At 59.8% G+C, this 20,611-nt stretch carries 15 protein-coding genes and 1 pseudogene; 11 read left to right on the top strand and 5 right to left on the bottom strand.

The window, feature by feature from the left end:
- Positions 1–172 precede the first annotated feature (172 nt).
- Positions 173–2,536 carry a TonB-dependent receptor gene (locus H2515_RS05900; protein WP_198661165.1) on the bottom strand — a complete coding sequence of 788 codons (2,364 nt, stop codon included), beginning with the start codon at positions 2,534–2,536 and terminating at the stop codon, positions 173–175.
- Positions 2,537–2,865: 329 nt separating this feature from the next.
- Here H2515_RS05900 and H2515_RS05895 point away from each other — a divergent pair, with 329 nt between their 5' ends.
- Complete coding sequence (locus H2515_RS05895; protein ID WP_014029500.1) at positions 2,866–3,468, top strand: cytochrome b/b6 domain-containing protein; 603 nt, start codon at positions 2,866–2,868, stop codon at positions 3,466–3,468.
- Positions 3,469–3,475: 7 nt separating this feature from the next.
- On the opposite strand, the gene H2515_RS05890 is transcribed toward H2515_RS05895, so the two are convergent.
- Complete coding sequence (locus tag H2515_RS05890) at positions 3,476–4,414, bottom strand: hypothetical protein (RefSeq protein WP_014029501.1); 939 nt, start codon at positions 4,412–4,414, stop codon at positions 3,476–3,478.
- 104 nt (positions 4,415–4,518) lie between these two features.
- On the opposite strand from H2515_RS05890, the gene H2515_RS05885 reads away from it, so the two are divergent.
- The 6 genes from H2515_RS05885 to H2515_RS05860 all read left to right on the top strand — a co-directional run bounded on the left by H2515_RS05885 (position 4,519) and on the right by H2515_RS05860 (position 13,326).
- Positions 4,519–5,193, top strand: coding sequence for a heavy metal response regulator transcription factor (locus H2515_RS05885; RefSeq protein ID WP_014029502.1), 675 nt, complete (start codon positions 4,519–4,521; stop codon positions 5,191–5,193).
- On the top strand, positions 5,171–6,613 hold the full coding sequence (locus tag H2515_RS05880) for a heavy metal sensor histidine kinase (RefSeq protein WP_198661164.1): 1,443 nt from the start codon (positions 5,171–5,173) through the stop codon (positions 6,611–6,613). Before H2515_RS05885 ends, H2515_RS05880 begins: the two co-directional genes overlap by 23 nt.
- 180 nt (positions 6,614–6,793) lie before the next feature.
- Positions 6,794–8,098, top strand: coding sequence for a TolC family protein (locus tag H2515_RS05875; RefSeq protein WP_198661163.1), 1,305 nt, complete (start codon positions 6,794–6,796; stop codon positions 8,096–8,098).
- On the top strand, positions 8,095–9,111 hold the full coding sequence (locus H2515_RS05870) for an efflux RND transporter periplasmic adaptor subunit (RefSeq protein WP_198661162.1): 1,017 nt from the start codon (positions 8,095–8,097) through the stop codon (positions 9,109–9,111). The genes H2515_RS05875 and H2515_RS05870 overlap by 4 nt, the downstream gene beginning before the upstream one ends.
- A complete protein-coding gene (locus tag H2515_RS05865; RefSeq protein WP_198661161.1) occupies positions 9,108–12,176 on the top strand; it encodes an efflux RND transporter permease subunit in 3,069 nt (1,022 codons plus the stop codon). Before H2515_RS05870 ends, H2515_RS05865 begins: the two co-directional genes overlap by 4 nt.
- A gap of 100 nt (positions 12,177–12,276) precedes the next feature.
- The gene (locus H2515_RS05860; RefSeq protein ID WP_035190224.1) at positions 12,277–13,326 is read left to right on the top strand and encodes a DMT family transporter; all 1,050 of its coding nucleotides are present in this window, start codon (positions 12,277–12,279) and stop codon (positions 13,324–13,326) included.
- 73 nt (positions 13,327–13,399) lie between these two features.
- Here H2515_RS05860 and H2515_RS05855 read toward each other — a convergent pair whose 3' ends face one another.
- From H2515_RS05855 to H2515_RS05845, 3 genes are all read right to left on the bottom strand, one after another.
- A complete protein-coding gene (locus tag H2515_RS05855; RefSeq protein WP_172804419.1) occupies positions 13,400–13,615 on the bottom strand; it encodes a hypothetical protein in 216 nt (71 codons plus the stop codon).
- 321 nt (positions 13,616–13,936) lie between these two features.
- Positions 13,937–14,065 (bottom strand): hypothetical protein, encoded by a 129-nt coding sequence (locus tag H2515_RS16310; protein WP_264318159.1) that lies wholly within the window; start codon positions 14,063–14,065, stop codon positions 13,937–13,939.
- Between the two features lie 18 nt (positions 14,066–14,083).
- Entirely contained in the window at positions 14,084–14,320 is a 237-nt protein-coding gene (locus H2515_RS05845) for a hypothetical protein (RefSeq protein WP_198661159.1), read from the bottom strand.
- A 76-nt stretch (positions 14,321–14,396) separates the two neighbouring features.
- Between H2515_RS05845 and H2515_RS05840 the strand changes: the two genes are divergently transcribed.
- The 4 genes and pseudogenes from H2515_RS05840 (at position 14,397) to H2515_RS05825 (ending at position 20,595) form a co-directional block, all read left to right on the top strand.
- Complete coding sequence (locus H2515_RS05840) at positions 14,397–15,680, top strand: TolC family protein (protein ID WP_198661158.1); 1,284 nt, start codon at positions 14,397–14,399, stop codon at positions 15,678–15,680.
- Positions 15,677–16,997: pseudogene (locus tag H2515_RS05835) on the top strand (efflux RND transporter periplasmic adaptor subunit). Before H2515_RS05840 ends, H2515_RS05835 begins: the two are co-directional and overlap by 4 nt.
- On the top strand, positions 16,990–20,100 hold the full coding sequence (locus tag H2515_RS05830; protein ID WP_198661157.1) for an efflux RND transporter permease subunit: 3,111 nt from the start codon (positions 16,990–16,992) through the stop codon (positions 20,098–20,100). Before H2515_RS05835 ends, H2515_RS05830 begins: the two are co-directional and overlap by 8 nt.
- A 126-nt stretch (positions 20,101–20,226) precedes the next feature.
- Positions 20,227–20,595 carry a copper-binding protein gene (locus H2515_RS05825; RefSeq protein WP_198661156.1) on the top strand — a complete coding sequence of 123 codons (369 nt, stop codon included), beginning with the start codon at positions 20,227–20,229 and terminating at the stop codon, positions 20,593–20,595.
- Positions 20,596–20,611: the final 16 nt, after the last annotated feature.

Genomic DNA, 20,611 nt, shown 5'->3' with positions numbered 1-20,611 from the left:
TGTTGCTCACACTACCACTGCGGAATTAGCGCAGACTTAGCGCCGAATGATCCGAGCTGTAACGCACGGCAACACGACAGCCCTCTACCACGCAAGGAATAAATATCGGCAGAAAAGCCCCAGACACAACACGCTGGAACCTTTCTGCCGAAAATGACAAGCAACGGCAAACCTAGAAGTTTACCGCAACACTTCCATATACCATCAGCGGAGCACCGGGCAACGCCAGTACCTGCCCGGCCGAGTTGCCACCCAAAAGCCCACCAGCCGTAATATACTGAAACTCATTGTAATGATTATTCGTAAGATTGAGGACATCGACACTCAGCTTGACATTTTTCAACCCTGGAACCCTTCCACGAGTAGGGATGGTGCTGTCAAAACCCAAGTTCACCGTACCATAGCCCGGCATTTTCTGCAGGCTGGGTGCCGTCGTATTATCATTGAACATGCTCTGTGCGCCCGTGTACTGATACCAGACCCGTGGCTCCAGCAACACGCCCGCAAGATAATAACTGTACGCCGTGCCGATATTAAAGGTGCTGCTCGGCACATTGGATACCGGCAACCCGCTGTAACTGACGCCGCCGGTCACGTAGTGGGCGAAGGTCGCCTTTTCCAAATTGAGATTGGCAAAAACATGCAGGTTGTAAATAGGGTCATCTTCCAGTGTCATATTGACACCCTGATAGATGGAATCACCATTCGCATCTCCCAGATAATTTCCATTACTATCAGTGAACGGAATATACTGGTTGGTATAATGCAGATGGTAAAAGCTCGCGGACAACAGGAAATTGTGCAAATAGGCAGCATTCTTAAAATGAACCTTTACACCGGCGTTGTAGTCTGCGCTTTTTTCCAGATTGTAAATAGGAGGCGTACTTTGATACAAACCACCGCCCCCGCCCACCTGCGGCTCTTTGTAAGCCTGCGCATAGCTGGCAAATACCGCCAGCCATTTGATCGGCTGCCAGTTGAAATCCACCGAAGGTTCCACCTCGGTGAAGCTGTTGCTGGCAGCCGGGAGCGCACCTTGATTATGCTGCGGATACAAGGCATAAGCCGCAGCGAAATCCGACTGCGCGGCAGGCGTGTAATTGGTCTGATAATTGATGAAGCGGACGCCCGGTGTGATATGCAGGCTTTTTATCGGGCTGATTCGATCCTGGATGAACGCCGCGAGGTCGGTCTGATCGAAATAATTGCTGCGGTAATGCGCATTCGGAACGGATAACGAACCATTGTACGGCGGGTTGGTATTATAAAAGGCGTTCCGCGAGTTATACCGGCTGTTCAGGAAAAATCCGCCCACGTTCACATCGTTGTAAGGCAGCGCCACCGAAAACCACAGCTTGTCGCCGTACACACTGGTATGTGGGTTATTGTATTCGTACAGATTACCCGGATTGGACAGTCCGTAGTTGTTATAGTGGAAATGCAGACGGTGGCCATTGCGGTACCAGAGTGTGTTATGCAGACCCACCATACTGTCCAGTGCGATATTCAGTTTGCTGTAGACCAGCCAGGTGCTGTTGCTGTCCTGTTTGAACCAGACGTTTTCCGGCAGTGAGGCATAGTACCCTGAGCTTGCCTGGCTATACAGCGGCGAGTTTGCCGTACCATCCATGGTCACACCGGCAATAGGGCTGAGGGGGATGGATACCGGCCGGTAACCGGAACCTTTCGCCAGGTAGGCGCCCAGCGAAAAGTCACCGTTGCTGAAGGTCTTGCGGGTTTTCAGGAACCAGGCGTAGTTATAACTGGGGTTAGCAAAACCATTCGGGGTTTGCCGGTAGCTGTTGCCGGAACCGGAGCCACCCGCCAGAATCGTGGACCAGCCGTCTATGCTCCCGGTGCGCAGGTTGAAGACAATGTTTTTGGTATTGTAGCTGCCGTAACTCATTTTGATCGAGGCGCCGGCCGTTGTGGTGGGCTGCAAGGGGACAAAATCGATCTGGCCGCCGATGTTGTTATACCAGCGATCCACCGGATTGCCGGGACCATAGGTGATGCCTATGCCCTGTAGAATGCCGTTCTGCGGTACCTGCGGGCTCTCCCAGAGGCCACTGGAGGGATTGACCATGGGGACGCCGTCAAAGGTGACGGAAAGACTGCCGTTGTCAATCTGGCCACCGGAAAAACCGCCCCAACCCTGCTTGATCCCGTTCACGCTGATGGAATTTTTGGTGGATCCGGTATATCCGTAGCTAGAGACACTGACGCCCGGCGCGTAAGACAACGCCTGCGCGCTGCCGCCCACCGGACCGGCCGCCGCCAATTCATGTTTACCCAGCACTTTTACCGATTGTCCTGAATTAAAGCGGGTTTTCTGACTCAGGGAGTGCGCCTCATTACTCCCGAGGTAAGAAGTTCCCTGCGCCGCGGCATTAACCTGACCAACGTCGACGGCAGCATGATCGGCACTTGCCGTGCTGGCAGTGACGCCATCGGCCAGGGCAAGTGCGCTCGACAGCATCACCCCGGAGGCCATGAGTGCAACAATTATAGGACGTAAATTCGTGGTGTTACGCATATTTTAAGACACTCCCTAGTTATGATCGGCAGCCCTAAGGAAACTTTTAAAGAGTCTTTGGGCTTTTCAAAGAGGGAGTATCATAATCAACGAATGTGTCGATAATGTGACAAATCAATGACTTTTTTATGATATTTTTAGGGGCCCATCTAAAAAGAGGATAATACGCCGCTGGATAGATGCGATGCCGGTTCTCGGCAGAAGGCGGTTACCCTAAAGTGTAATCGGAGCACAAGGTATTGGTCTATATAACCTAGTCAGCAGGCAATGCTATCATCAGACGCCGGATCGTGCTGACGATTTAACCGACACCCAAGGAGAATCAGCCTATGGAACAGAGTTCAACCCCGCATGTCACCTACTGGAATACCGGCACCCGCCTCCTTCACTGGGGCATGGCGCTCACCGTGAGTTTTCAGCTCCTCATCAGCCTGATCATGGAACATCCCAAGCCGGGTCGGGTGCTGACATCTACCCAGGCCCTATCCTTTGAACTCCATGAGTGGGTGGGTCTGGCTGCGGTTGGGGTCATCATCGCCCACTGGGTATGGAGCGCACTGCTCACTCGTGACGACAGTGGCTTCCGCCACCTGTTTCCCTGGGATGCCAAAGGACGGGCGAAACTCCTGGTGGAATTACGCCAGATCCGGCGCTTTCAATTACCCCAGGGAGGCCCCGAAGGGGGGCTGGCAGGGCTCGTCCATGGGCTGGGATTCCTCGCCGTCTCCGCTATGGCGGCCACCGGCGCCGTACTTTTTTTCACCTATCCAAAGAACGGTGCGGAAACGCCTTTCGTCGGCAACGTCGCCGATCTACATAGCCTCATCGCCAACCTCGCCTGGGTGTACTGGTACGCCCATATCGGCATGGCGCTGTTGCATGAGATCCTGGGTCATCGGGTTCTGGCGCGTATTTTCCTCCCGCGCCGGTAAACCGCCCCTAATTTTCTTTACGAGGTGGGGTGAGATAAACCCAGACCGCCAGAAAAAGGAACGCGATGACGTAGATATTGGTGGTACCCAGGACATCGCCCTTGTTCGCCGTGGCGCCCGGCAGAAACGGTGCGCCCCAACCTTCTGCCGTGGTCCAGACGCCAATGCTGTAGGCAATACCTACGGGAATCACCCAACGCAGGCCGCGGCCGATGATCAGGTAAAAAGCGATAATACTTTCCATGATCGCGGCAAAATAACCAAAGAGCACCGGCCCGACCCAGGTGATGACCATGATGAAGAAGCTGATGTAAGCGGCAATCCATGCCGGCTCGCCCGGCAGGGCCTGCTGCAGGTAGGTGACCGCATGATTGATGAAATAGGGCTGCCATTTCCAGAACGCATCGAAGGCCCAGAGAATGCCGAACAAGACACGTGCGGTGTGCATGGCCGGTGCATAAATAGGACGATGCGGTACTTTACTGAGACTCAGGCCCTCCCAACTCCGTGTCCAGATCACATAGAGGAAACAGAGTGCATAGATGATGGCAGTACCGGGATCGGTCGCCCCCTGAGTGTAGGGGCCGCCAAAGCCGCCAACGGTACTCCAGAGCCAGAGGTTATAAATCACCCCCACCCAGGCCAGCAGTGGCAGGCCGATACCGGTAATGAGGGAAATGGCGAGAATGGCATCGAGCGCAATAGTCGCATACGCCACATGCTGCGCACCCAATTGCTGGACCAGTTGCGCCATCCAGTGACCATAGCTGGCGATCCAGGCGGGTTGTCCGGACACCCAGTCAGCATTGAAGGTGCCGAGAAAGTGCGTGCTGTAAGCAGGATTAAGTTGTAACCAGGTATTGATCAGCCAGATCAGACCAAAAAGGATGCGAACAGCACCGAAAGCCTGTTTACGACGCGGTTCCAAGGGCTGGGGTGTTTTCATCATACCTCTCATTGTGTCATTAATAATACGGACATTCTTCAGGAAATCGACAAGAAGGTCAAAGGTCGGAAAATCTTTTGCTCTGGTTATAAAGAACAAACACCATGAAAATACTGATCATCGAAGATGAACTAAAAACCGCCGCCTTTTTAAAAAAAGGTTTTATGGAGGAAGGGGATGTCGTAGATATCGCGACCAATGGCATAGACGGACAACACCTGTCGGCGACAGGGAATTACGACGTCATCGTACTGGACGTCATGCTGCCGCAGCGGGATGGCTGGTGGGTGTTGCAGGAAATCCGCAAGCGGCGGGCACATCAGCCGGTGATCCTGCTGACGGCGCTGGATGCCGTCTCGCAGCGCGTGAAGGGTTTGCAACTCGGCGCCGATGATTATCTGGTCAAGCCCTTTGCCTTTTCTGAACTGCTGGCGCGGGTGCGCAATATCCTGCACCGCTGTCACGTGCGCGCCGAAGACGTGCTCCATTACGCGGATCTGGAGGTCGATCTGTTGCGGCATAAAGTCTGGCGGGCGGGAGAAGCCATCGGCCTTGCCCCTCAGGAATATCGGCTGTTGGCCTATCTGATGCGCTTTCCCGGGGAAGTGCTGACCCGCACGCGGATCGCCGAGCAGGTCTGGGATATGAATTTTGACGGCGACAGCAATGTGGTGGATGTCGCGATCCGGCGGCTGCGCCGAAAGGTCGACGACCCCTATTCCGGCAGGCTGATTCATACTTTGCGAGGGGTCGGTTATGTCCTTGAAACACGCGACTGAAGCCCTCCGCCGCGTTACCAGTTCGATAGCTGTACGTCTGACATTGTGGTACGCGTTGCTCAGCGTTTTATTGATTGCCGCCGCTGGCAGCACCTTGTATTGGGTACTCGTGGAGCAATTGCAGCAGGTCGACAGCCAGATTTTATCCAGTAAGATCACTGCGGTGTACAGCGCATTGAGTCAGCATGCCGGGAATGCAGAGGCACTACGACGCGAAACGCAATTGGAGGCGAGTACCATTCGCGGCGTATTCATCTGGGTCAGCCGCCCCCCTGACGGCATTATTGCCCGCGGTCGTGATTTCAATCCGCTTCTGGATAGTCCGCGACCATTCACCAAATCACCCGACACCCTGCAAAAAAAGGAGTGGAAATGGAAAATACACGATCACGATCATTATCTGGTCATGGCACAACGCTTTGCAGGTAACCCGCCCACAACGATTTATGTCGCCATCAGCACCACGCAGAATGCGCAATTTTTGGCTATTTATCGGCAGGCGCTGCTGCTGGCGACTACCCTCGTCCTGCTGGCGGCGGTGGCGGCGGGCTATCTGATTGCCCGCCGGGCTATGCGACCGGTCGCACGGTTGGCGCAGATTATCGATGAGCTGGGCGCCGGGCAGTTGCATCGGCGCGTTGCCGACGAACCTTGGCCGGGCGAGCTACGCACCCTGGCGGCCAATTTTGACCGCCTGCTGGGTCGCCTGGAGACCTCCTTCAAGCGTATCTCGCGCTTCTCCGCAGATATCGCCCATGAACTGCGCACGCCCCTGCATATCCTGCGCGGCGAGGCGGAAATCGCGCTTTCCAGAGGCCGCAGTCCGGCGGATTATCAGGCGTGTATCGAGTCGGCCATGGATGAATACGGACGCCTTTCACGCATGGTGGACGCTCTCCTCTTTCTCGCCCGCGCGGAGCAGCCAGATGCCCAGCTCGACACACCGTTGCTGGACAGCCGGGAAGAAGTAGCGGCAGTCTGCGCCTTTTATCAGGCGATGGCCGACGAGTTGGACGTCGCGCTGCTCAACAAGGCCAGTGGACCAGTGGCGGCGAATCCCGGGCTGTTACGGCGCGCACTGGGCAATCTGCTCGGCAACGCGCTGCGCCATACCCCTGCGGGCGGGCAGGTCAGTATCCGAACCGCCATTCAGCCAGCGCTGCTGCAGATCATCGTCAGCGATAGCGGTTCCGGGATAGCGCCCGAGGACCTGCCGCATGTGTTTGACCGCTTTTATTGCGCCGATGCGGCGCGTCTGCGTCAGGGTCAGGGCACCGGGCTGGGGCTCGCCATCGTACGGTCCATTATGCAGTTGCACGGCGGCGAAGTCGCCCTGCAGAGTGCATTAGGGAGGGGCACCACCATCACGTTATCTTTCCCGACTATCGCGGCGAAAACTCCGGTATTGCAGCAAAGATGACGAATTCGTCAGGTTGCGGTCATCTTCCGGTTTCCTGCTTTTGCGATGATGCGCGCATGGTCCGCAGGTGTTATGGCGGTATTTAATCCTGGGCGGAGATGAAATTGTAGAGACCGATTACCGGAAACCCCAGATAAAGCGTCGAAATAATCCCGCATTTTTAATCGCAAAGGTCAGTGCATGATACACAAAGCCGTAACACGGCGGATAACGACCGCGCTCGGAATTAGCGCCTGTCTGCTCTCGGGTACCGCCGCGGCGGATGATCTGACTTTACGGGGTGCCATTCAGCGGGCGCTGGTCAATCAGGCGGTGGTGCAGCAGGCGCAGCACATGATCGCGGAGCGCCAGGATCAAGGTCGTGCGGCGCATGCGGATCTATTGCCCGCCCTCTCGCTGAGTACCGGAGGCATCTGGACCCAAACCCAGAACAGCCAGCCACGCTTTGTCAGTGCCAATGGTGCGCGGGAGCTGATCGGACAGGTTCGCCTGCAGATTCCACTGTATACGCCACAAGCCTATGCCTTGTCGGCGCTGGCCCGCGAGCGCTCGGCCATCGCCCGGTATCGGCTGCAGCAGGCGCAGCTTGCTGTCGCGGCGCAGGTAACCATGGCTTATTACCAGATGGCGTTGGACGCTAACACTCTGGCCGTCTGGCGCAAGGCGCTGGCGGCCGCGCGCCAGATGCTCGTGGCGACACAAGAGGGCTACCGGGCGGGGACCCGCTCCCGCCTGGATCTGAGTCAATCCAAATTGACCCTGGTGCGTATCCGGATGGGACTCGATCAGGCACGGCCGCAGGCGCAGGCGGCGCGCCGGGTGCTCGCGCTGCAAACCGATTACACGACGGCGGCGTTACCCGTGCTGGCGCGCGTCGCCGTCCCACGCACGGCGTTGCCGGGTACCAATACGCTCCGTCAACAAGCCGATCAATCGCAGCCGCTGTTGCGCGTCGCCAATGGCGAAATTCAATCGGCGCGCTCGCTGTTGCACTATCGGCAGGCGGCGCGGCTGCCGGTCATCGCCGCCACCGGCGCCTATGGGGTGGACACCTCGACACTGCCGCAAAGCCAGCAGTTGGGCTGGCAGGCGATCCTGAGCCTGCAGATGCCCATTTTTGGCTTTGGCCGCAACCGGGATCGAGTCGCCGCAGCACAGGAGCAGGTGGCTGCCATGCAGGCCGCCAAGGCGGCGCTGCAACTGCAGATTCGCAGCCGGCTGGCGGCCGATTACGGGGCGGCACAGGCGGCAGCAAACGCCTTGCAGGATGCGCAAACGCTGGCCCGGACCGCACGGACGGTCTATACCATGACCCGCAAGGGCTACCTCGCCGGTGCGGAGAGCGCACTGGCGTTACAACAAGCGGAGAATGACTGGGTACAAGCCCAGTTGCAAAGCGCGGGCGCCGCCATCCGCGCCCGCCTGACACGTGCGCAACTGGCATTGGATAGTGGCTTGTTGCCCGATCAAAGGAAGCTGTCATGACCCCTCGCAAACGCTCAATGATCCACATTTCCCCACGCTGGCCCGCCGTTATCGGCCTCACCACCCTGCTCTGGCTGACCGGCATGAGCGCGGCTTGGGCACTGCCGGTACGCGTAGCCGTTGTCGCCTCCGCGCCGGCCCGGCAGGAGAACACCGTACTTGCCACCGTCGAGAGCAACGGTCAAGTGACCCTGACCGCCGCAGTGACCGGCCGGGTGCTCGGCCCGCTGCTACCGGCCGGACAAGTCCCGGCCGGCGCCATGGTGGCGCATATCGCGCCGCCCGGCCTGCAGGCGACCATCAGCGCCGCTCAGGCTCGGGTCGCTTTCAGCCGCAGTCAGTGGCTCCGCAACCGACAGCTCTATACCGATGGCGTCTTCTCCCGGCAGGATGTGGAGCGGACGAAGCTGGCACTGGATGAAGCACGCTCCACGCTCCGCGTCCTGCAGGCGCAAGCCAACGAACAGCAACTGACCGCCCCGTTCGCCGGGAGTCTGCATTATCTGGTCCCTGCTGGGGCAGTGGTCAACGCCGGCCAGCCCATCGCCACCCTCGCCGGGCGCGGGATACCCTGGATGCACGCCTACGTCACACCTGCCGTAGCGCAGGGGCTGCGGATAGGAATGGTGGTAGGGCTTGAGGGCAGCAGTTGGCAGGGGCATGGCAAGATTCGCTCCGTCGGGCAAAGTGCGCGGCATCTGGGTCTGGTGTCGGTCTATATTGACCTGCCTGCCCACAGCCTGCTGCTGCCGGGTGAATGGCTGCAGGTAAGACTGTCCGCACCAGGGGCAACGGCCCTCGTCTTACCGACCGCCAGTATTGTCATGCGCGGCGCCCGCACCGAGGTATTCGCCGTCCGCCACGGGCAGGCGGTCGTGGTACCCGTCCGCATCGTTGCCAGCCGCGGCGATCGCACCTGGGTCAGCGGTGATCTCCGGGTTGGCGAGCTCGTCATCCGTTCCGGCAATGCCCGCCTTGTCGCCGGCACCCCCGTGCAGGTCCAAAAGCCATGAAGCGTTATCTGGATTTTCTCTGGGAAAATCGCTTCAGCATAATCCTCGCCACCCTGTTTTTGCTGGCAGCCGGCTGGTTTGCCTTGAAAGGCCTGCCGGAAAGCGTGTTTCCCAACGTCGATTTTCCGCGCGTTGCGGTACTGGTCAATGACGGCAGCCTGCCGGTCAAGTTCATGGAGGTCGAGATCACCCGACCGCTGGAAGCACTGGCCAAGGGTCAGCCGGGCGTCCGGATGGTACGCTCGCAGACCGGTAACGGGCTGACCAAGCTCAATGTCTACTTCAATCCCGGCATCAACCCACAGACCGCTTATCTCATGCTGCAGGCCCGCCTCTCGCAGGTCCGCTTACCCGTTGGCGCGCAGATGCGGGTGACGCGCATGGCACCCTACACCTACCCCTTCGCCGAATATGCGCTGGTCTCCAATCAGCAGGATAGCTCGGCGATGATGCCGACTTTCGCCTTCCAGGTTCGCCCTGCCCTGCTGGCGATTCCCGGTGTCTATCAGGTGCAGGGCACCGGCCGCGGCTGGCCGCAGGTGCATATCGATCTGAACCCGGTGCGCCTGGCGCAATATCACCTGACGGCACAGCAGGTGATTGACACCCTCCGCCTCGCCCAGGGGCCTTTTTTCTCCGGTGTTCTGCATGCCTATCACCAGCAATTTATCGTCGCCACGACGCCGCGGCCCGTGGACACCGCGCATCTGGCCACCCTGACCCTGCCCCTCGGCCCGGCCAACGCCGAAGGCATCCGCGCCCCGCTGGCGTTGGGCGCGCTGGGGCGGGTGCAGGTCGGTCCGCCGCCCTTACTCACCGATGCCGCTGTCCCCGGCTACCGCCATGCCCTGATCATCGACGTGCTGTCGCAATCGAGAGCCAACGATGTGAATGTTGCCCGTGCCGTGCAGAGTCGGCTGGCCGCCTTACGGACGCACCTGCCACCCGGCGTGCAATTGGTGCCGATCTATGACTTGAGCCATTTGATCAGCAGCAGCCTGCGCGACGTCTGGATCGCCCTCGGACTCGGCAGCCTGATCGCCTGGCTGGTGGTCTTCGCCTTTCTCGGCCGTTTTGATGGGGCGATGGCGACCCTGGTGGTCGTCCCGCTGGCCCTGGCGGCTACTTTTCTGGTGCTGCATGCGTTGGGCTACGGGCTCAACATCATGACGCTCGGCGGCCTGACAGCGGCGATTGGTGCCTTGGTGGATCATGCCATCGTGGTGATCGAACGCGGAATCCATGGTCTGCACGGTGACCGCACGACACGACGACAGGAGGCCTTGCGCCGCGCGGCCGAAATTCTGCCACTGATGACCCTGGCCACCCTCACCTCCTGCCTGATCTTTCTGCCGCTGATCTTTTTGTCCGGCACGCTGGGACTCCTGTTCCGGCATATGGCGCTGGCCATCGTCATTGCACTGCTGACTTCGCAAATCGTTGCCCTGCTGGTGACGCCGGTACTGGCCGCATGGCTCGCCGGGCGCCCGCGGCAGAGTCGGCGAAATGGCGCTGAGCGCTGGTTACGCCGCCATTTCAGCCGCTGGCTGATCTACGGAATGCGCCGCCCGTGGTGGGCCATTCCGGTCGTTCTGTTACTCGTGGTCGCAGGGTGGCTAGCGCTGACCACCTTGCCCACCGCCTTCCTGCCCCATTGGGACGAGGGCATCATCTCTGTACCCTTCCGCACTCCGGTCGGCAGCAGCGTGGCGGAAACCACCCGCGTGGGGCGCGATTTCATGCGGGTGGCGCTGAAAAATCCCAATGTGGAGCAGGCATCGCTGATGGTCGGGCGCGGCTTTCAGTTCCTCCATGCGCCAGCCAACAAGGGGGCCATCGCCATCGTCCTCAAACCCAGTCATACGCAGAGCACCGAGGCGGTGATGCACACGCTGCAGGCACAGTTCCGGCAGACGGCCCCCAATCTGCTCTCCTTGACGCTCCATCAAACGATGATTGTACGCCTGGGCAATCTCTCGGGTGCCCACGCGCCGCTGGTGGTTTATCTCTTCGGCTCGGATTCCGCCACCTTGCGCGCGCAGGGAGCGCGTCTGGCGGCAGCTTTGCGCCAGAGCCATGCCTTTGAGTCCGTGAACTTCAAGTCACCGTCAGCGGGCCCGGAGCTGGAGATCACCCCATCGCCACTGGCGGCGATTTATGGCATCACCCCGCCAATGCTGGCCGGCCAGGTCAAAGCGCGTTTCTGGGGACGGCAGGCGGGCTTCCTCCTGCACGGCGAGCAGATTCTGCCGATTCGCGTCAGCCTCGCCGGGCACGATTTCACCCCGCGCACGCTGGACAGCCTCCCCATCCGCTTGCCGGACGGGAGCTTTACTCCGCTGGCAAGCATCGCTGGCGTTCATGTGCAAGGGGCGGTACCCTTTGTGACCCATCAGAATCTGGTGCCCGATGCCTATGTCTGGCTACAGCCGAAGCCCGGTGAGGGACTCGCGCAGGCCGCCGCTAAAGCACGTGTGGTAGTAGCTAACCTGCACCTGCCGACCACCGTGACGACCTTGCTGGGCGGCTATTATCGCCAGCAATCACAGAGCTTTCAGCAGATGGCACTGATTCTCGGCGGGGCGCTGGCCTTGCTCCTGATCCTGCTCGGCTTTCAGTTCAGCAGTCAGCGGGCGGCCATTTCCGCCCTGCTGGCGATTGCGCTGGCGGCACCGGGGGCCTTGCTGGCGCTCCTGTTCCTCGGAATTGACCTCGATAGCACCGCGTTTCTCGGCGTGCTGCTGGTCTTTGCCATTGCGGTCAACAATGTGATTCTGATTTTTGCCCGCGCCCGGCAACTCGGTGGTCCGCAGCCGCGCCCCGCCGTGGTCGCCCTCGCCGCCCGCCAGCGCTTGCGCCCCATCCTGATGACCATGCTCGCCGATGTCTTCGGCTTTTTGCCGCTGGCTATCGGTATCGGCCACGGCACTGACCTGCTCAAGCCCCTCGCGGTAGCAGTCATGGGTGGTCTGCTGCTGTCCGTGTTCATGTCTTTGTGGCTGGCGCCGGTGATTTATAGCGCGTTGACCGCGAAAGCAGCGCGGCAAGCAGCACTTCCTGGATAAGCCTTTTCTCGACGACCGTGCTTATGGCGTCTATCATGCTGACCGCGCTCGTTTTATCATAGCGACTGATCCGTTGGTTCTTTGCGTCTACAGGATGCCCATGTCCCTCCTCCACACCCTACGCCGTCCCGGCATTCAGGCCGCCCTCCTGTCAGCACTGCTCTTTGGAGCGAGTACGCCGCTGGCCAAGATGCTGCTGGCGTCGGTAAGCCCCTGGATGTTGGCGGGTCTGCTCTATCTGGGCTCCGGCCTGGGGCTGACCCTCTACCGCTGGCTGCGCCGCGCCGAACGGGTGCGACTGTCGCGTCGGGATGCTTTCTGGTTTGGGGCTTCGGTGCTGGCGGGTGGAATCATCGCACCGGTGCTGTTCATGATCGGCTTGCAGGGCGCTGCCGCTTCAACGGCTTCTTTATTATTAAATGCGGAGACCGTGTTTACGACCCTATTGGCGTGGTGGGTGTTCAAGGAAAGTTTTGACCGACGCATAGCCTGGGGCATGGTGGCGATTGTGCTGGGGATGGTGCTCCTCAGTTGGCCGGGACAGGTGCATTTCGACCACCTCTGGTCCGCCGCTGCCATCATCGGTGCCTGCTTTGCCTGGGGTATGGATAACAACCTGACCCGCAAGGTGTCCCTGACCGATACCAGCTGGATCGCCGCCAACAAGGGCTGGGTAGCCGGCAGCGTGAACCTCGGATTGGCGCTGTTACTCGGTGACCGTCTGCCGGCCCTGCCGGACGTGGCAGCGGCGATGCTGCTGGGTTTCTTCGCCTATGGCGTCAGTCTCGCCTTTTTTGTGGTCGGCCTGCGTCATCTCGGCAGCGCGCGGACGGGGGCATATTTTTCCAGCGCCCCCTTTGTCGGTGCCATACTCAGCGTGATGCTCGGTGCTCCAGTCACTCCGCTCTTACTGATCGCCGGGGCACTGATGGGTTGGGGCATCTGGATGCATCTCACCGAAAGCCACGCGCATGAACATACCCATACGCTCATGGAACATGACCATGCCCATGTGCATGACGCACACCATCAGCACGCACACCCTGATCCGCTGGTGCCCGGTGTCAGCCATCGCCACCCGCATAAGCACGAAGCACTGACCCATAGCCATGCCCACACCCCGGACATGCACCATTTGCATGAGCATTGAGCCGGACACTCCACCATTCCGCATCTCTTTTGTCTCCAGGCGCGACACGCCTCTGATATGAGCAACCGTGTTGCTAGCGGAGGCGAACCACTTGCCACTTGCGCAACGCCACCAGCGACCAGATGCTCTCGACGACCCCAAAGGGCCAGGTGCCGGCGAGAAATCCATACGCCGCGGACCCTAGACAAGCTATTGCAAAGGCCAGGGTGAACCAGTGCGAGCGCGATTCGAATGCATAAAACAGCATCATCAGCGTGACAATCGTGGCCCCGTATATCGTCAATATCATGCGTACCCCCTCAGAGCAGACTACTACAATCTGCCACAGACCATAACCACGCACCGCATGCCGCACAGCATCCTGTTCCTTGTCGATTTACTGCTGGCGGTGTCGCAGGGAGTGGATATGTCAAAGGGAAAACTTTTACGCCTTGACTCTGTAGCGCACTTCATGGTTTACGATGCCTTTACGAACTCCAAAAGGAGTCATTTTATGACTGTTGTAACCCTAGGGAAGCTGGCTTGCGACAACGGATCCCGCGATCACGACGCGGCAGGCTTCGACGTGCGGACCGAGATCACCTGACACTGACATGCAAACAATCCGCCATCACTCTCCCTTGCTCGCCTTGCTGGCTATGTTCATGTTCTTCCTCGGAACATGGGTAAGCAATGTCGCAGTGGCCATGCCGCTCGGTGTTTCCTGCACTGCCACGCCAGGTATGTCGATAGCAGACATGCCCTGTTGCCAGGGTGATCACGGTATGAACGTGAGCACACATTCCGGGGCGATGTCCGGCCAGTGCGTGTCGATCTGCGCAGCAACCCATGCGCCGGGGGGATTAAGACTCCCTGGAATAACCTTCCCGGCCCCGGCAATGATGGGCTCCGTGACATTTTCCCGCCCGGCAATGTTCCCCCCGGCAGCAGCCCAGGGTTTTTTCCCCCGCCTGCCGCATCCCTCCCCTCCCCTCCAGCACGTGCGGTTGGTCATTTAAATCTCTCCTGAGAAAACTGGCACTCCTCTCTAAATTGAGGAGATATCTCGCTGTTTTGCCATGGAGATTTTTATGTACGCCAATATTCCTGGTCGTTTTATCCAACCGACATGGGGCAGTATTCGCCTCTCGGTCGGGGTGCTATTGCTCCTGTCGGCAACATCCGCCTGGGCCGCCTCATTGAGTCTGCGGGATGCTGAGGCGATTGCCCTGCGGCAAAATCCCGGTCTCGGCGCCCTGACCCAAAAGATTGCGGAATTGCGGCACAAAGCCGTGGCCGTTGCCCAGTTGCCCGATCCGCATCTTGATCTCGGTGCCGCAAACCTGCCCCTCAACAGCTTCTCCATGAACCAGCAGCAGATGAGCATGCTGAGCGTGGGCCTGAGTCAGACTTTCCCCTCTTTTGGCAAACTGGGGCTGGAAGGACAGCAGGCGGGGATTGAGGCCCAGGCGGCCGCCGACACCCTGCGCGGCCAGTCCGCCGAGCTGGTGTTGTTGCTGCGCCGTGCCTGGCTGCAAGCCCTTTATACCGAAAATGCCATGGTCACGGTCCGGCATCAGGAACAGTTGGAGGCCGAAAGTGTGCAAGCGGCACTGGCGCTCTACCGGTCCGCTCAAGGGTCACAGGCCGAGGTACTCCGTGCCCAACTGGCGCGCGACAGTTTGGCCAATGACATCACCAGATTGCAAGCAGAGCAGGCAAGCGATCTGGCGCAAATCGCCCAGATTCTGAATCTGCCGGAACCGCCGTCCATAGAAAAGCAATGGCCGAATCTGCCGCCACCCCCCACTCTTGCCGAAATGGAAGCCCGACTTTCCGGCCAGCCCCTCCTGCGCGCCGCCCAGGCGCAAACCCGTGCCGCGCAAATGGGCGTGCAGGTAGCCAAAACCGGCTATTGGCCGGACGTCACCGTCAGCGTCGGTTATGGCCAGGATTTCTACCCCGGCAGCCCCAACTGGCTGTCAGCGGGGGTTAACCTGAGCCTGCCGATATTCCCGGGGGATCGTCAGGACCAGGACGTTGCCGCCGCCCAGGCCAGGGCCCAGCAGGCGCAATATCGCTATGACGATCAACACCTGGCCCTGACCCAGCAGGCGCGCGCCGCCTTTGCCCGCTATGAATCCTACAAAATCCAGTTGCAGCGCATGGATCGACAACTGCTGCCCACCGCACGGAATGCCTTTTCCGCAACGCTCGCCGCCTACTCGGCGGGGCGCGCCGGACTGAACACGGTGTTGCGCACCCAGAAGGAAGTGCTGGACTACGCCCTGACCCGCCTGCAATACCGCCGCGACCTGGCCATCAGCGCCGCAGAACTGGATTTCCTCACCGCCCAAGGAGAGATGCAACCATGAAGTCACGCAACTGGATCATCGGCATGGGTCTGCTCGTCCTTGGCGTAGTCCTCGGGGCTGGGGTGGTGTGGTGGTTGCGGGCCGCCGCCCCTGCCGCGGCATCGAGCGCCAACGTCGCCGCAACCCATCCTCAGGAAAGTACCCCCAAGGGACGGCACATCCTCTACTGGGCTGCCCCCATGGATCCCAAAATCCATTCGGATCACCCGATGAAGGACAGCATGGGGATGGCATATATCCCGGTCTATGCCTCCAGCCCGAACGCAAAAAAAGAGTCCGGTCTCAGCATCGATCCGCGCCTGGCGCAAAACCTGGGGGTGCGCCTTGTAGCGGTGCAGCGCCGTCAGATGGGGCATGCCATCCATACCGTGGGCACCGTGGCAGTGGACGAGAACCGGGTCTATTCCGTCACGCCGCGTTTCTCCGGCTGGGTGACACGCTTGCACGTCCGTGCCGTGGGTGACCCCGTGCAGCGCGGCCAGGTGCTCGCCGAGATATATTCTCCCGAGCTGTATAGTGCCCAACAGGAATATCTCATTGCCCGCCGCCAGGGTGGGACGACGGAAGACCCGGCACTGCTGGCACGCCAAGGCGAGATTGCGACTGCTGGGCATGCCGGAAAATCAGATCGCGGCGCTCGCCCGGCACGGCACGGCGGAGCGGGACGTGCCGCTCATGGCGCCCGCTTCCGGGGTGGTCGAGACCCTCAATGTGCGCCAGGGCAGTTATGTCTCGCCGCAGACGAATCTCTATGAAATCGCCAACCTCGACCGGATATGGGTCAATGTGGCGCTCTATTCCTACCAGTTACCGTGGGTACATATCGGCGATGCCGTGCGCTTGCATCTGCCCGCCTATCCCGGCAAATCCTGGGAGGGACGCCTGAACTTTCTCTACCCGACACTGGACCCCAAAAACCGGACGGTAACGGCCCGGCTGAGTTTTCCCAATCCCGGCGGGATGCTACGCCCCGGCACTTATAGCGACGCCACGGTTCTGGCCAGCGCTGCGGAGACTCTGGCGGTGCCCAGCAGTGCCGTACTGCGTACCGGTCAGAGAGATTACGTGATGCTGGGCGAGGGCCAAGGACACTTCCTGCCGGTACAGGTCGCCCTGGGGCCGGAGGCCGACGGTTGGGTAGCCATCGACAAGGGACTCAAAACGGGTGACCGGGTAGTGGAAAGCGCCCAGTTCCTGCTCTATTCCGAATCCCGGTTCCAGTCCGTCAAGGCCCGTATGTTAGGGGGTAACACGGCGTCCACCAAGAGCGCCATGGCCGGGATGGATATGGGTCCAGGAGGGCAGTCTCATGATTAGAGCACTCATGCGATGGTGTATGGCAAACCGCGCACTGGTCGTGATCGCCGCCTTGGTGCTGATTGCCAGCGGTCTGTTGGCGATGATCGATATCCCCCTGGAGGCTATCCCCGACATTTCGCCCACCCAGGTCATCGTCAAGACCTCCTACCCTGGTCAGGCTCCGCAGATTGTTCAGGATCAGGTGACCTACCCCCTGGAGACCACCCTGCAGGAGGTACCCGGTGCCCAAGCCGTGCGCGGCTACTCCATGTTCGGGGACTCCTATGTCTACGTCCTCTTCAAGGGGGGCACCAGCATCTATCAGGCCCGCAATCTGGTACTCCAATACCTGAGCCAGGTACAGTCCAAGCTGCCGCCGGGGATCACCCCGGCCCTGGGGCCGAACAGTTCGGGGGTGGACTGGATCTTCGAGTACGCCCTCACCGATCCCGGCGGGACATTGAATCTGGCTCAACTCACCACCTTGCAAAACTGGTTTCTCAAGTACGAGCTGCAGGGCATCTCCGGCGTTGCGGAGGTGGCCACGCTAGGGGGCATGGTGCAGGAGTACCAGGTGGTGGTGGATCCGCAGAAACTCCTCGCCTACCACCTGACCCTGCCGGAAGTGGAGACCGCCATCCGGGCGGCTAACGGGGAGACCAGCGGCTCGGTGGTGGACATGGGAGACGCCAGTTATATCGTCCGCACCTCGGGCTATATCCATTCCCTGAAAGATCTGCAAGATGCGTCGCTGGCCGTACGCAACGATGTGCCCATTACGCTGCGGGAGGTGGCCCGGGTGCAGTTGGGTCCACAATTGCCCAACGGTGTCGCCGAACTCGACGGTAAAGGTCAGGTGGTGGGCGGTATCGTGATGATGAACCAGGGTGGCAACGCCTATGCCCTCATCCACCAGATTGAGCGCAAGCTCAAGGAACTCCAGCCCTCCCTGCCCAAGGGCGTGCAGGTCGTCACTACCTATAGCCAAGCCCCGCTTATCCGGCACAGCATTCACACCCTGACCGGCAAGCTGCTGGAAGAATCCCTGGCAGTGGCACTCATCTCCCTGCTCTTCCTGCTGCGCGCGCGTTCGGCGCTGGTCGCCCTCGTCGCTCTGCCGCTGGGCATACTGGCCGCCATCCTCATCATGTGGGCCATGGGCATCCCCGCCAACATCATGTCCCTGGGCGGCATCGCCATTGCCATCGGCGTGATGATGGATGCCCCCGTGGTCATGATCGAGAATATGCACAAGCATTTGGAACACAACCCCGGCGTCGACCCCTGGGCGGCGGCGATGGCGGCGGCGGCGGAGGTCGGTCCGGCACTGTTCTTCTCGCTGATCATCATCGCCGTTTCCTTCCTGCCGGTCTTCGCCCTGGGTGGCGAGGAGGGCAAGCTCTTCGCGCCGCTCGCCTTCACCAAGACGTTTTCCGTGGCCGCCGCCGCCCTCCTTTCGGTCACCCTGGTGCCCATTTTGATGGCCTGGTTCATCCGCGGCCGCATCCGCCCTGAAAACAAAAACCCCCTGAATCGGGTCCTGGCTTTCCTCTACCGTCCGCTCATCCACGCTGTCCTGCGCGCGCCCTGGATTATTTTGATCCTGGCCCTGCTGCTCACGGCCACCCTCTTTTACCCCTGGAACCGTCTGGGATCGGAGTTTATGCCTCCCCTGAACGAAGGGACGCTGCTCTACATGCCGATATTTCAAGACCCCGCCGTCTCCATCGGTGAGGCGGCCATGGTTTTGCAGCAGACGGACCGCATCCTCAAGACTTTCCCCGAGGTGAAAACGGTTTTCGGTCAGGCGGGCAGGGCCCAGACAGCGACCGATCAGGCACCCTTATCAATGTTTGATACCACCGTCACGCTCAAAGAACCGGATCAGTGGCCCGTCGGGATGACGATACACAAGCTGCAGAACAAGATGAATGAGGCGTTGCGCATTCCTGGCCTGTCCAATGTGTGGACGCAGCCGATCAAGAATCGGGTGGATATGGTCACTACCGGGTTGACGACCCCCCTTGGCATCAAAGTGACGGGTCCGGATCTCGATACCCTGAACCGCCTGGGACAGGAACTCCAAACGGCTTTGCAGAAAATATCCGGCACCCAGAGTGCCTACGCGGCACGGGTTACTGGCGGCCGATATATCGTCGTGCACACTGATCGCCGCAAAGCAGCCCGTTACGGTCTTTCGGTGGCGGATGTGAACCGTCTCGTGGAAACGGCCATCGGTGGCAAGGTCCTGACCACCGCGGTACAAGGGCTGGAACGCTTCCCGGTGGTTCTCCGTTACCCCCGGGAACTGCGCCAATCCCTGTCCACCCTGATGGAGAGCCGAATCGCTACACCCGACGGTGCCCAGATCCCCCTGGCCCAGGTAGCCGATCTCCGCATCGAGGGGGGCCCAGCGATGCTCACCAGCGACAACAGTCGTCTGAACAGCTGGATCTACATTGACCTGAAACCGGGCACCAACATCGGTGCCTATGTGCCCCGTGCCAAAGCAGCCATTGCGAAAGCCGTCAATCTACCGGGCGGTTACACCGTCTCCTGGGTAGGCCAGTATCAGATCATGCAGCAGACCACCAAACGCCTGGAGCTGGTCATTCCTGCCGTCATTCTGCTGATCGCCCTGCTCCTCTACTTCAATTTTAAAAACTGGGTGGAGGTGACCATCATCCTGCTGACTTTGCCCCTGTCTCTGGTGGGTGGTTTCTGGCTCATCTATTGGCTGAATTACAAGCTCTCGGTGGCGGTGGCGGTGGGTTTCATCGCCTTGGCGGGAGTGGCGGCGGAATTCGGGGTGGTGATGCTTCTCTACCTGGACCAGGCCCTCCTCCGGCGGCAGGCCAGTGACACCTTGCGGAACTGGCACGACCTTCGGCTGACCGTCATTGAGGGGACCATGCTGCGCCTGCGGCCTTTGGCCATGACCTTTACCCTGGTGGTGGGTGGCCTCTTACCCATCATGTTCAGTCATGGTGCCGGTGCCGATGTGATGAAGCGCATCGCCGCCCCCATGGTGGGCGGCATGTTCAGCGCCGCGTTACTGGCGCTGCTGGTAATTCCCGCCCTTTACGCCCTATGGCAGAAGCGGCGATTGGGCCTACGCTGATGAGGCTACGGATGAGGAGGAAATAATAATCATGAGTGAAAAGGAGGGATACCACGGGAGTTTTTGTAGCGACACTAAAGTTGGGATTCAACAAGGAAACAATTTAACCATAGCAAGGAGACGACAATGAAACGCTTCTATCTCACCCTCATTCTGCTGTGTTCTTCGGCGGTCACTCTTCCGGCACAGGCGGCCATGGACAATATGCAGAGCATGGCCCATATGGGTGGCACCAAAAACACGACCGAGGCGCAGGCGGTCAAGGCTCAGACCTTCATGGGATATGGCAAAATCAACAGCATCAATCCCACCGGCACGGTCAACGTCGCCATGGGCCCCGTCAAGGCCCTTGGTTGGCCCAAGATGTCCATGAATTTCCTGATCCGGGACAAGACCATGATCGCCAGTCTTAAGACTGGCGAGACTGTGAATTTCGACTTCTCAAAAGATACTGCCGGAGGGTACGTGATCACCAGGATATCGCCAGCCAAATAATAAAAATATGGGGAAT

It is taken from the genome of Acidithiobacillus ferrivorans (assembly GCF_016250455.1).
Taxonomy (GTDB): Bacteria; Pseudomonadota; Gammaproteobacteria; order Acidithiobacillales; family Acidithiobacillaceae; genus Acidithiobacillus; species Acidithiobacillus ferrivorans.
Note: the sequence above shows the minus strand (reverse complement) of the source record. Positions and strands in the feature narration are given on the sequence as shown.